Annotated in this window: 11 protein-coding genes; 7 read left to right on the forward strand and 4 right to left on the reverse strand. The window is 35.3% G+C overall.

Annotation, left to right across the window (positions count from 1 at the left end; all coding sequences use genetic code 11):
• Window position 1 precedes the first annotated feature (1 nt).
• The 6 genes from C9E89_RS12970 to fdx all read left to right on the forward strand — a co-directional run bounded on the left by C9E89_RS12970 (window position 2) and on the right by fdx (window position 4,974).
• Complete coding sequence (locus tag C9E89_RS12970; protein ID WP_107008763.1) at window positions 2-1,219, forward strand: IscS subfamily cysteine desulfurase; 1,218 nt, start codon at window positions 2-4, stop codon at window positions 1,217-1,219.
• A 104-nt stretch (window positions 1,220-1,323) separates the two neighbouring features.
• Window positions 1,324-1,710: a Fe-S cluster assembly scaffold IscU gene (gene iscU, locus C9E89_RS12975; protein ID WP_107008764.1), complete on the forward strand. Its 387-nt coding sequence runs from the start codon at window positions 1,324-1,326 to the stop codon at window positions 1,708-1,710.
• A 44-nt stretch (window positions 1,711-1,754) separates the two neighbouring features.
• Complete coding sequence (iscA, locus tag C9E89_RS12980) at window positions 1,755-2,075, forward strand: iron-sulfur cluster assembly protein IscA (protein ID WP_107008765.1); 321 nt, start codon at window positions 1,755-1,757, stop codon at window positions 2,073-2,075.
• Window positions 2,076-2,189: 114 nt separating this feature from the next.
• Window positions 2,190-2,705 (forward strand): Fe-S protein assembly co-chaperone HscB, encoded by a 516-nt coding sequence (hscB, locus tag C9E89_RS12985; RefSeq protein ID WP_107008766.1) that lies wholly within the window; start codon window positions 2,190-2,192, stop codon window positions 2,703-2,705.
• A gap of 54 nt (window positions 2,706-2,759) precedes the next feature.
• Window positions 2,760-4,619: a Fe-S protein assembly chaperone HscA gene (hscA, locus tag C9E89_RS12990; protein ID WP_107008767.1), complete on the forward strand. Its 1,860-nt coding sequence runs from the start codon at window positions 2,760-2,762 to the stop codon at window positions 4,617-4,619.
• A 16-nt stretch (window positions 4,620-4,635) separates the two neighbouring features.
• Window positions 4,636-4,974: an ISC system 2Fe-2S type ferredoxin gene (gene fdx / locus C9E89_RS12995; protein WP_107008768.1), complete on the forward strand. Its 339-nt coding sequence runs from the start codon at window positions 4,636-4,638 to the stop codon at window positions 4,972-4,974.
• Between the two features lie 77 nt (window positions 4,975-5,051).
• Here the strand turns inward: fdx and C9E89_RS13000 are convergent, their stop codons facing one another.
• From C9E89_RS13000 to C9E89_RS13015, 4 genes are all read right to left on the reverse strand, one after another.
• Window positions 5,052-6,497 carry an adenylate/guanylate cyclase domain-containing protein gene (locus C9E89_RS13000; protein WP_107008769.1) on the reverse strand — a complete coding sequence of 482 codons (1,446 nt, stop codon included), beginning with the start codon at window positions 6,495-6,497 and terminating at the stop codon, window positions 5,052-5,054.
• A 52-nt stretch (window positions 6,498-6,549) separates the two neighbouring features.
• Window positions 6,550-6,984: an HIT domain-containing protein gene (locus tag C9E89_RS13005; RefSeq protein WP_107008770.1), complete on the reverse strand. Its 435-nt coding sequence runs from the start codon at window positions 6,982-6,984 to the stop codon at window positions 6,550-6,552.
• 237 nt (window positions 6,985-7,221) lie between these two features.
• Window positions 7,222-10,683 (reverse strand): transcription-repair coupling factor, encoded by a 3,462-nt coding sequence (mfd, locus tag C9E89_RS13010; protein ID WP_107008771.1) that lies wholly within the window; start codon window positions 10,681-10,683, stop codon window positions 7,222-7,224.
• Window positions 10,684-10,829: 146 nt separating this feature from the next.
• Window positions 10,830-11,183, reverse strand: a complete 354-nt coding sequence (locus tag C9E89_RS13015; protein ID WP_107008772.1) for a hypothetical protein — start codon at window positions 11,181-11,183, stop codon at window positions 10,830-10,832.
• 302 nt (window positions 11,184-11,485) lie between these two features.
• On the opposite strand from C9E89_RS13015, the gene C9E89_RS13020 reads away from it, so the two are divergent.
• Window positions 11,486-13,009, forward strand: a 1,524-nt coding sequence (locus C9E89_RS13020; RefSeq protein ID WP_107008773.1) for a hypothetical protein, incomplete at its 3' end; no start/stop codon positions are given.

The following is a 13,009-nucleotide window of genomic DNA, read 5'->3' on the forward strand; positions in this document are numbered from 1 at the left end:
CATGAAACGTCCTATTTATCTTGACTATGCAGCAACTACTCCTGTCGACCCTCAAGTTGCTGAACGTATGATGGAATGCTTAACCTTTGATGGTATCTTTGGTAATGCAGCATCTCGTTCACATGCTTATGGATGGCAAGCGGAAGAAAAAGTTGAATATGCACGTGAACAAGTCGCAAATTTAATTAAAGCTGATCCACGTGAAATTGTATGGACATCAGGTGCAACTGAGTCTGATAACCTTGCACTAAAAGGTATTGCTCAGTTCTACGGTTCGAAAGGCAAACATATCATTACAAGTAAAATTGAACATAAAGCAATTTTAGATACTTGTCGTGAATTAGAAGAAGAAGGCTTCGAGATTACTTATCTTGAACCTGAACCACAAACAGGTTTAATTACCCCTGAAATGGTTCAAGCAGCATTACGCCCTGACACTATTCTTGTATCACTCATGATGGTCAACAATGAAATTGGTACTGTAACTGATGTTGCAGCAATTGGTGAGTTAACACGTGCCAATAAAACTTATTTTCATGTTGATGCTGCACAAGCTGCTGGTAAAGTTGAAATCGACCTTTCAACCATGAAAGTTGACTTGATGAGCTTTTCTGGTCATAAAATTTATGGTCCTAAAGGCATTGGTGCATTATATGTACGTCGTCAACCACGTGTTCGCATTAAAGCGCAAATGCATGGTGGCGGTCATGAGCGTGGTATGCGTTCAGGTACACTTGCAACACACCAAATCGTAGGTATGGGTGAAGCATTTGAACTTGCTGGTAAGAATTTACAAGCAGAACAAACTCGTTTACGTGTACTTCGTGACAAACTTTGGAATGGTTTACAAGACCTTGAACAAGTGTTCTTAAATGGTCATCCTGTTTACAATGTTGCTAACTATTTAAATGTGAGTTTCAACTTTGTTGAAGGTGAATCACTCATGATGGCACTTAAAGATGCAGCTGTTTCTTCAGGTTCAGCGTGTACATCTGCAACTTTAGAACCATCTTATGTTCTTCGTGCATTAGGTCTGTCTGATGAATTGGCTCACAGCTCAATTCGTTTCAGCTTTGGTCATTATACGACTGAAGAAGACATCGACCATGTTATTACAATTACCAAAGCAGCAGTTGAGAAATTACGTGAACTTTCTCCGCTTTGGGACATGTATAAAGAAGGAATTGATTTAAATTCAGTTGAATGGGCTGAACATTAATTTCATGAAAGACTTGGCATTTTGTTGAAAATCAATAAAATGCCCTCATATTAACTGTAGCAATACATCTCATCAACGCTGACCCCGAGGTTTGGAGAAGCATCATGGCTTATAGTGAAAAAGTAATTGATCATTACGAAAACCCTCGTAATGTAGGTGTTTTAGATAAAAATGCTGAAAATGTTGGTACAGGTATGGTCGGTGCACCTGCTTGTGGTGACGTTATGCGCCTTCAAATCCAAGTGGATGACAATGGTGTAATTGAAGAAGCACGTTTTAAAACTTATGGTTGTGGTTCTGCAATTGCTTCAAGTTCATTGGTAACTGAATGGCTCAAAGGTAAAACTTTAGACGAAGCTCAAGCAATCAAAAATATTGATATTGCAACTGAACTTGCACTTCCTCCTGTAAAAGTACACTGCTCTGTACTTGCAGAAGATGCAATTAAAGCTGCTGTTGAAGATTACCGTAGCAAAAAAGCTAAAGCCTAATATCTGTTGGTTTATTTTACAGATCATTTCATAACGGAGTTTTCATGATCAATTTAACTGAAAATGCAGCAACCCATATTCGCAATTATCTAACCAATCGCGGTAAGGGTGAAGGTATTCGTCTTGGCGTGAAAACTTCAGGCTGTTCAGGCTTAGCTTATGTACTTGAATTTGTAGATGATATGGATACACACGACCAAATGTTTGAACAATTTGGTGTGAAAGTTTTTGTAGATCCAAAAAGTTTGGTTTATCTTGATGGCATGGAAATGGACTATGTAAAAAATGGTCTAAATGAAGGCTTTGAGTTTAATAATCCAAATAAAAAAGGTGAATGTGGTTGTGGTGAATCTTTCACAGTTTAAGCCATTTTCAACTTTTACATATTAAAACAGTGTTTTACACTGTTTTAATCGTATTTATCTTCATCAAATTAACAACATCGTTTTCTTGCAAAACATCGTGGACGAGTATCTCCCATGAGTCATTTTGAGCTGTTTAATCTCCCAGAAGCACTCGATATTGATCAAGCAAGTTTAAAATCTCAATTTTTAAAGTTGCAACAACAATATCACCCAGACAAAGCTGAAGATAAAGATCAAGCTTTGATTAAATCCAGTGACATTAATCAAGCCTATAAAGTCTTATCTCATGTTGATAGTCGTGCAGCTTATTTATTATCACTCAAAAAGCAAGATCATCATCTCGATCAATCTATTAATGATTTTGAGTTTTTACAATCTGCTTTAGAGATTCGTGAACAACTTGACGAAGCAACAAATAACGAACAACTTAATTCCCTCAAAACCGAAGTAAAACAATGGATTGATGGTTTAGTTCGTGAGTTTAAAATCGATTATGACGATGCTGATTGGTCAGAAGCACGTGATACTGTACGTAAATTACGCTTCTTTCAAAAAGTCATGAATGATATCGAAAAAGCAGAAGATCAGCTTCTTGATGATGAAGACTTTGACCTAGATGATGATTTCTAATTTTTAGTTTTTTAGTTGTGAATTTAATTTTGTATTTTAGAAAGGATGTAATCAATGGCACTCTTGCAAATTGCTGAACCTGGTCAATCAAGTGCGCCACATGAACACCGCATTGCAATCGGTATCGACTTAGGCACTACACATTCTTTAGTTGCGACTGTTCTCTCTGGACAGGCAAAAGTATTAAATGATGAGCAAGGACGTGTCTTACTGCCTTCTATAGTACATTACGCTCAAGATTCCACCCAATATGGTGATGCAGCTAAACCTTTTATTACTCAAGATCCTAAAAATACGATTGTTTCTGTAAAACGTTTTATGGGACGCTCACAAGCAGATATTAAGTTTCAACATCCTTATACTTTAGTGGGTGAAATCAATGAAATGCCTGCTTTTGAAACAGCACAAGGACGCAAAACACCTGTTGAAATCTCAGCAGAAATTTTACAACAACTTAAAGAACGTGCCGAACAAAGTTTAAAAAATCCTGTGAATGGTGCTGTCATTACTGTGCCTGCTTATTTTGATGAAGCACAACGCCAAGCAACGCGTGATGCTGCTCAACTTGCAGGTTTAAATGTTTTACGTTTACTCAATGAACCGACTGCTGCGGCTGTTGCCTATGGTTTAGATCAAGAGACTAATCTTGCAACAGATCGTAATTACGTGATTTATGACTTGGGTGGCGGTACTTTTGACGTTTCAATTTTACGCTTTGCCCAAGGTGTGTTTGAAGTTTTAGCCACTGGTGGTCATACTGCCTTAGGTGGTGATGATTTAGATCGTTTAATTGTAAAATGGGCAAAAAAACAACTCAATATCGACAACTTAGATGATATTGAGTACGCACATTTTGTTATTGCTGCTCGTAAAGCCAAAGAAGCTTTAACAGAGCAAGAATCTGTTGAATTAAAACTTTTAGATCAGACACTTACCTTAGATCGTGCAAATTTTGAAGAAATTATTAAAGTTGCTTTAGATAAAACCATCAGTGTATGTAAGCGTGTATTACGCGATGCAAAACTTGAACTCAATGACATTCAAAATGTCGTTTTAGTGGGCGGTTCTACTCGCTCATATGCCGTACAAAAAGCCGTTCGTGAGGTCTTCAATCAAGAACCTCTTTGCACGATTAATCCTGATGAAGTTGTCGCAATTGGTGCTGCAATTACAGCGAATCAACTGATTGGCAACTCTAAAGATGGTTCATTATTACTTGATGTTACTCCACTCTCTTTAGGTTTAGAGACCATGGGGGGACTCGTTGAACGCTTAATTTCACGCAATACTGCTATTCCTGTTGCACGTCGCCAAGAATTTACCACTTATCAAGATGGTCAAACAGCAATGTTGATCCATGTTGTTCAAGGTGAACGTGATTTAGTTGAACATTGCCGTAGTTTGGGTCGCTTTGTCTTACGTGGTATTCCACCAATGACAGCAGGTCAAGCACGTATTGAAGTGACGTTCCAAGTGGATGCTGATGGCTTATTAACTGTCTCTGCTAAAGAAACCACTTCAGGTGTACATGCTCAAATCGATATCAAACCTTCTTATGGTTTATCTGAAACCGATACTGAACGTTTGTTACTTGATGGTTATAAATTTGCAGAAATTGATAAAGACTTGCGTCATCTCAATGAAACTAAAGTTGAAGCACGTCGTGAACTAGAAGCATTGGAACAAGCATTAAAAGTAGATGCTAAACTTCTAGCTGATGAACAATTGAATGCATTGAATCAAGCCGCGCTTGATCTCAAAGCTCAACTTGAAACAGATGATATTAAAGCAATTGAATATGCTGTTGAGCAATTGAAAACTCACAGTGATGCTTTTGCTGCTGAACGGATGAATCAACACATTGATCATGCCCTCAAAGGCACCAAACTAGATGACTGGTCAAACTCAAACTAATTTATAGGTCAAGACTATGCCACGTATTAAAGTACTTCCTCACGCAACAATTTGCCCAAATGGTGCTGAGTTTGAAGTTGAAGCAAATACTAATCTTTGTCAAAGTTTACTTGATAATGGTATTAAAATTGAACATGCTTGCGATATGTCAAAAGCATGTACAACCTGTCATGTTGTTGTGCGTAAAGGTTTTGATAACTTAGATGAAATGGATGATATTGAAGCAGACTTACTTGACCGTGCTTGGGGCTTAGAAGCAGACTCACGTTTGTCTTGCCAAGTCAAAATTGTGGATGAAGATATGGAAATTGAGATTCCAAAATACACGCTCAACCATGCTTCAGAAAACCATTAATCGTTAATTTTCCATAAAAAAACCACTTTCATAGAAGTGGTTTTTTATCTGATCTTTAGTTCATTCTCAGTGATATTTTAAGATGTGCTCGTAATTTCATCTTCCACTCTTAACTTTACAACACCTGAAGAGTTCGTTAACTTTTGTTGTAATTTAATACGCTCAATCATTTTTTCTAAAACATCTACCAATTCTGAGTATTCAAAATTTTGTACTTCCTGCATATTTAAAACCAAATGAAAACCTTTATATTCATAGTCAAACCACTGCTGACTTTCATTTTTAATATTGGAATATTTTTCCATTACCTGCCAAGTTTTAACTAAGTCTTGAATCCCTTTTAATTCCATCGGCTCTTTAGGTGCACACAAATAGTTATTTTTAATTAATTTATACGTATCATCTGAAATAAGAATTTCATCAATTTCAGCAGCACCTTGTAAACGTGCAGCTAAATTTGCATCACGACCTACAATTGTGTATGCCATACGATGAACAGCGCCATAATTTCCAACGTGACAATATCCTGTACTAATTCCCATACGAATGTGTAGCGGTGCATAACCCATTTTTTCCCAACGCGCCCGTAAAAACTTCATTTGTTGTCGCATTGCAATCGCCATATCTAAGCAATTTTTAGCGTCTTGCTCAACGCCTTGCGAGTCAGGGTCACCAAAGAAAATTAAAATAGCATCACCCATAAATTTATCAATGGTCGCGCCATATTGTTTTGCAATTTCAGTCATATGACTCAGATAATCGTTGAGCACAAAAGCCAAATCATCAGGAATTAGAGTTTCTGAAAGCTCTGTAAATCCTTGAATATCAGAAAAAAATACCGTAATTTTTTTACGCTTATATTCTAGCTTTGCCTCAGTTTCCCCTCGCATAATAGATTGCCAAAGCTGTAATGGCGCATAACGACTGAGTTGATTAGAAAGCTGAATATAACGATTCATTTCATTAAAATAATTTTGACGCTGTGTATCTACACGCTTGATGCGTCGAATTTGATAATAATTAGAGATATTAATAAAAATAATTAAGCCAACAAAACTTAAAACTGTTAATTCAGATGAAGTCTGTTGAAAGTAATCATCAAAACCAAAAATAAAAATAATATTAAAATAAAAAACAATAATACTGATCAGTATAGCAAATGAACTGAGCATCATTGAGATTTTATTATTTACTGCAACATAAATAATAATAAATAATAAAATAAATGTAATAACTAAACTTAAATGTAATGCAGCTAAGACTGTTGAAATAACAACAACATCTATTAAAAAATAAATATTTTTTCGGACTTGTGATCCGTATTGATATTCAAGCCATCTAGATAATCTTGGGCTAATGAGAATAATAAATAAAATAAAAAAAGGCACATAAATTTGATTATGTGCATGAGGAGAAGTGAAATAATAAATAATCAACAATAATGCAACCATTAAATATCCCATAAAACGCTGAAATATTTCAAATTGCTTAGGTTGTTTATCCAACACACGATCTAGTGGCAAATTATTACCTCGAATGTCATTTATTATTCACTCATCCGTGTGTCGTAAATAATTAGTCCATACGCCAATCAAATGGCATATCACCTTGACCACGTAATGCCAACATTAAAGTTTGACGCATATGTGCTAATATATCATTACTATAAGGTACAGCAGGTGTGCCCCATACTGGTTTCGGCCATGCGACATCATTCTGATAACGTACAACATGATGAAAATGGAGTTGTGGCACCATATTTCCAAGTGCAGCAACATTCATTTTATCAGCACGAAAAACACGCGCAAGCTGACTTGATAACCAACTTGATTCACGTAAAAACTGTTCTTGATCTGCCTGACTTAATTCATAAAGCTCAGTAATACCCGGCACACGTGGAATTAAGATTAACCACGGAAATTGCATATCATTCATTAAACGACATGTTGAAAGCGGGAAATCGCCGACAAAAAAAGTATCTTGAGCAAGTTGTGGATGCAAACTAAACATATCTTTATAAATGACGCAAAATTAAAAGGATGCTTAATACTAACACATCGGTTTTCATGTGAATATTGCTTATCTTGTGTTTCGGTACAAATTAATGAAAATTGCTTTGAACCTGATCACACTTACACTTTAAACTGTCGTAGATTTTTTACAAGAGGAGAAATTGAATTTTTTACAGCATTCAATTTCTTTTCTTGATGATTTATCACTTCAATTTTTAGCTTTTTTTAAAGTCTTTTATCTCAGCTCTAAAAGTAATTGATTGAGTAAATCTTGAATAAATTGAATACGTTTTTCATACTCTTCCAACATTACCATCACTTTCAAGCGTTGCCCACCTTCCATACGAAACCATGTTGGGTGCTTTTGCATCATTTGAATAATGCTCATCGCTTGTACTGGTGTATCTGGTGAAAATTCAATTGCCCCACCATTTGCACCAATATCTATTTTAGTAATACCCAGTTGTTCAGCTTTAATGCGAATCTGATGAACATGAAATAATTGCTTGACGGGTTGTGGCGGTATACCAAAACGATCAATCAATTCCATTCTGATGTTATCTAATTTTTCCTGTGTATCTGTGTTACTAATGCGTTTATAGAACAATAATCGCTGATGCACATCGCCCAAATAATCATCTGGAATCAAGGCAGGCATGTGTAAAGTAATTTCTGAGGTTAATGATAATGGAGCATCAAAATTTGGGGTTTTACCTTGTTGAATCGCTTTGGTGGCTTTTTCAAGCATTTCCATATACAAGCTATACCCAATTGCCTGCATTGAACCACTCTGCTGTTCACCTAATAACTCACCTGCACCACGAATTTCTAAGTCTTCAGTAGCAAGCATAAACCCTGCACCTAGGTTTGATGCTCTTGAAATGGCATCCAGACGCTTCTCAGCATCACCTTTTAAACCCTTGATAGAAGGTACCATCAAATAGGCATAAGCTTGATGATGTGAACGACCAACTCGACCACGTAATTGATGTAATTGTGCTAAACCGAGTTTATCTGCACGTTCAATAATAATGGTATTGGCATTGGGTACATCAATTCCAGTTTCAATAATCGTTGAACACACCAAGACATTATATTCTTTGTGATAGAACTGCTGCATGACTTGCTCAAGTTCACGTTCTCGCATTTGTCCATGTGCCACAGCGACACGTGCTTCTGGAACTAAATTGCGAATATTTTCCGCTGCACGTTCGATCGTATCGACTTCATTATGTAGAATATATACCTGACCACCACGGAGCAATTCACGCAGAATCGCCTCTTTCATGGTTTCATCGGTTTGTTCATTCACAAATGTTTTAACTGCCAAACGGCGTGCAGGCGGTGTCGCAATAATAGATAAATCACGCATCCCACTAAATGCCATATTTAAGGTACGCGGAATTGGCGTCGCAGTCAGTGTCAACATATCTACATCTGCACGCATCGCTTTGATCCGTTCTTTGTCACGTACACCGAAACGATGTTCTTCATCCACAATCATTAAACCTAAGTTTTTAAATTGCACATTTTCTTGCAGGATTTTATGCGTTCCGATCACAATATCAACTTTGCCATCAGCTAAATCTTCAATGGTTTTGGTATGTGCTTTACTTGTACCAAAACGTGATAATACTTCGATCCGAATTGGCCAATCTGCAAAACGATCTTTAAAAGACTCATAATGTTGTTGGGCTAATAATGTCGTTGGCACTAAAACAGCGACTTGTTTATTATTTTGTACCGCAACAAAAGCAGCACGCATCGCCACTTCTGTTTTACCAAAACCGACATCACCACAAACCAAACGATCCATCGGTTTAGCTTGCTGCATATCATACAAAGTTGCTTCAATGGCATTTGCTTGATCGAGTGTTTCCTCATAAGCAAACCCACTAGAAAACTGCATATAAGCACTTTGTTCTAGCTCAAAGCTAATCCCCGGTTTAGATTGACGGCGCGCCTGAATGTGTAACAGTTCGGCTGCAACATCATGGATTTGCTCTAAAGCTTTGCGCTTAGCCTTATTCCAAGCATCAGTACCTAATTTATGTAAGGGTGCTAAATCTGGATCTCCACCACTAAAACGGCTAATGAGATGTAAATTCGTCACAGGCACATAAACTTTGGCATCATCAGCATAATTGAGTTGTAAAAACTCATAATCTTGTTCATCAATATTTAATGTGACTAAGCCTGCATAACGCCCCACGCCATAATCAATATGAACCACAGGTGCACCAATACTTAGCTCAGTTAAGCTACGAATCAGAAATTCTTCAGAAACTTCTTGCTGTCGTTTTTTTCGACGTTGCACGACACGATGTTCATAAAGCTGATTTTCAGAAATCACCGATAAATGATCTGTAACCACTAAACCCCGATCAAGCGGCGCATGAGTAATTGCCACAGAAAAATTAGATTGTTGAAAATTAGCAAAATTATCAACAACAGGAATTTCACCTAGACTCGGACGTAAAGCATCTTTGAGTGTTTCTCGACGTCCTGCACTTTCAGCAACCAATAAAACGGGATGATTTGCTTCATCAATATACTTTTTAACAATCTTAAAGGGTTGTTCTAGTTTTGGATCTACAGGGAGTTTTGCAGGTGGTTCAGCCGTTAAATTGATCGCGCCTGATTTCAATGTATCGATGGCTTCTACAGAAGCAATAATTCTTGGAAATTGATTTAAATATTCAAATAACTGATTAGGCTGAATAAAAATTTCTTCTGGCGGCAGTAAAGGCTGATCAACATTATGACGTCGGTCTTCATAACGACGCATGACATCTTTCCAGAAATGAGTTAGACCTTCATCAATAGCTTTATCTGTAATGACAATCGCATTAGGTGGTAAGTAAGAGGTCAAACTGCTTTGTGTTTGCATTGCCGCTTGCGAAAAAAATAGAGGAAAATAAAAATCTAAACCTGGTGATGCAATTCCTTCTAATACATCCTGATAAATTGGGTTTTTCTTCGGATTCGCCGTTGGAAAACTTTCTGCATAACGATCACGAAAGGTTGATCGAGCCTCTTTTAATGGAAACTCTTTTGCTGGTAAAACAGTAAAATTTTCCAATTTGGTTGTGGTTCTTTGTGTTTCTGGATCGAAAAATTTTAAACTATCGATTTCATCATCAAATAGGTCTATACGAATCGGTGCATTTTGCCCAGATGCATAGATATCCATAATACTACCACGTACAGCAAACTCACCATGATCATATACAGTATCAACCAAATGATAACCTGCTTGAATCAAACGTATTTTTTGTTGTTCTAAATCAAATTTCTGCCCCACTTTAATATCAAAGTGTTCGCCTAATACCCATGAAGTTGGTGCAACCCGCTGTGCCAATGTTGTCGCGGAAACCAATAGAATCCCTTTCTTCGGCATATTGGATAAAATTGATAAGCGTTCAGAAACAATATCTTGATGAGGAGAAAGTCGATCATAGGGTAATATTTCCCAGTCTGGAAATATCGTTGGTTTTATGCCATAAAATTCAAGTTCACTTTCAAGTTGACCTAGATGCTGATTATTTCGAGCAACCAAAACGAATAATTGCTCGGACTGCTCTGCTATTTCCTTAAACAATAATGCAGCAGATGAACCCAACATTGAACCAATCCAACGTTTTTCACCTGCTTTGAGTTGTTTTAAATTTAATTCAGAGATTTCTTGTTTAAACATAATTGCATAAGGTCAAAAAGACATAGCGGTAGTTTAACATGATGACTTTATTCAGTTGAGTGATTTTGTTTTTCTTATTGTGATCAAGGTCGCCGAATACCATTTACCTTAAGAAAAATAGTATTAAAGCTGTTGGATACTCGTGTTCATTTTTCTCTTTTAAACTCTTTATAATAAGCATTTAACTTATATATCACTTGCTTTAATTGTTTCAAATTTTCCTCATTATTACCCAATCTAACGACATATCGTCCAGAAGCAATTTCTAAATCAATCTTTTCATTAATAAGGATTGCTGTATAAAACAAACTTTTTAAATCATCAAAATTTTGCAGTTTACGATTAGAAAAATAAACTAATCGCTCAGATAATTCATTCACAACAATGCCATCCACAATAAACCCTTGTTCTTCATCAATTTGAATATTCTGTTCTGTTAAAAACGCCTGTTCTGCTGTGTTTTTATTTCCCTGAAAAAATTCTGAAATTTTACGAAACATGATAAACAACCCAAATTTTGGAGCTTCTATATTAACAAACATCGTTCTATTGAACAGTAAAAATTAATTAAAGCATACTACTGCTTAAAAAAATGCTCATTAAGCATGGTAATAAAAATTAAACAATAATGTAGATAAATTTAATTTTGATTATTTATTCACCTATTATTATAAATTTTTATTTTTTATATAAAAACCCTCTATCTATTTTCAAACTGTATAATTTATAATTGACTAAAATACTTGGTATTAATTAAATAATCTTTCAAGCAAATAGATTTTTATAAAAAAGTTGGTTTAAAATGCAGAATTATATTCCCTTCCAATTACGCACACTTGTTACTCAAATTGACCCACTACTTGATATGTATTGGGAAGATAATCTTAGAAATATCTTTGCTAAAATCAATCTGACCGACCAAGAAAATATTTATCAACAAATTTTACAACCTAAAAATATTCGTTGGGATCGTGAACAACAACGTTTTACCCATCATTTAAGAGATGATATCAACTCAATTGTTGAACAAATTCCACACGCAGGTATGAAAACACTTGCTCAAAAAATTGTGATGTCGCTTAATCAATTAAAAGAATATAAAAATGTGACGGAAGTCGCAGATTATTTGGAAAGTATTTTAAATCAAATTGATAAAATTGATGTTGAAGATAATATTGAATTACAACGTTTAAAATTAACTATTCGTAAAGAGTTTATTTATGCAGCAGCAATCATTATTAAGCATAAAAATGATTTAAATATTGCCAATAACTTCCGGAATTTAACATTAGACTGTGTAAAATGTTTTATTTTAGAAGTTTATTTAAAACAACAATTGCTTGGTTTCTGGTTTAAAACCTTACGACCACGCCATTTAAAAGGTCAATCCCAAGCATTATTTAATGATTTTTTATTAAAACAGCAAAAAATTAGACAGTTAGAAGTCATAAAAACATCTAAATATATTTTTGCGCTTGCTCCAAGTAGAGATCTAGATATTAACCCATTTTCTATTCGTCGATTTTTACTTGAAGAAAAAATTACTTTTTCAAGTAATGTATATCTTAATGGTGCTGCTTTAGATCTCACAATGATGAATCAAGAAACTGTTGTAACAGCATTTGCAGAACATATTAGTCGTATTATCACGGTTGAAAAATTAATTAGCCAACAAATTACAGACCTCATTGATCGCTTTGAATTATATAGCGTTAATCATTTACTTCCTTTACTATTTCAATCACTAGACTCATCTGGCTTATCCGCTGAAAAAGTTGTACAACAACGTCTATGGGACTTTGAACAGTTGTTAAGTATTCATATTTTAGAACCTTTAGAAGATGCACTCAGAAACATGTTACAAAACAATGATGAAGCAGAATATCTATTCATTAGTATGCGTCAATTACTTGCTGACATTATTAGCTATTATAAAGATTTTCAGAGCCAACCTGCTATTATGTTTGACCAACAAGCCGATAATTTTGCGGCTCGTCTTACAGCATATTTAACACTAATCGCTAAGCGTAAATATGATATTTTTACTGTATCTTCAAATGAAGATTGGCTAAAAGCACTAGAACTCATTTCTGAACCAATTACTGAACTTAAAGTGATCTGTAAAGATGCTTTAGATAAATCTAAAGTTTTAAATTTAGAAATAAAAGAAAAACAACGAGATATGAAAGAAAAAGAAAACTCGTTTTTTAGTAAACTCCTCAACAAACAAGAAAAGCTACAATCTCAATTGATTGAGTTAAAGCAACAATCAACAGATTTAAAACAAAATGCTTATCTAGAAATCGTTCGTATTCCTAAAAAATAT

The organism is Acinetobacter sichuanensis, assembly GCF_003024515.2.
In the GTDB taxonomy this organism is placed as follows: domain Bacteria; phylum Pseudomonadota; class Gammaproteobacteria; order Pseudomonadales; family Moraxellaceae; genus Acinetobacter; species Acinetobacter sichuanensis.

Excerpts from the sequence above, each read along its gene's own strand:
- C9E89_RS12970 (WP_107008763.1), top strand. The coding sequence starts at position 2 with ATGAAACGTCCTATTTATCTTGACTATGCAGCAACTACTCCTGTCGAC.
- iscU (WP_107008764.1), top strand. The coding sequence starts at position 1,324 with ATGGCTTATAGTGAAAAAGTAATTGATCATTACGAAAACCCTCGTAAT.
- iscA (WP_107008765.1), top strand. The coding sequence starts at position 1,755 with ATGATCAATTTAACTGAAAATGCAGCAACCCATATTCGCAATTATCTA.
- hscB (WP_107008766.1), top strand. The coding sequence starts at position 2,190 with ATGAGTCATTTTGAGCTGTTTAATCTCCCAGAAGCACTCGATATTGAT.
- hscA (WP_107008767.1), top strand. The coding sequence starts at position 2,760 with ATGGCACTCTTGCAAATTGCTGAACCTGGTCAATCAAGTGCGCCACAT.
- fdx (WP_107008768.1), top strand. The coding sequence starts at position 4,636 with ATGCCACGTATTAAAGTACTTCCTCACGCAACAATTTGCCCAAATGGT.
- C9E89_RS13005 (WP_107008770.1), bottom strand. The coding sequence starts at position 6,984 with ATGTTTAGTTTGCATCCACAACTTGCTCAAGATACTTTTTTTGTCGGC.
- mfd (WP_107008771.1), bottom strand. The coding sequence starts at position 10,683 with ATGTTTAAACAAGAAATCTCTGAATTAAATTTAAAACAACTCAAAGCA.
- C9E89_RS13015 (WP_107008772.1), bottom strand. The coding sequence starts at position 11,183 with ATGTTTCGTAAAATTTCAGAATTTTTTCAGGGAAATAAAAACACAGCA.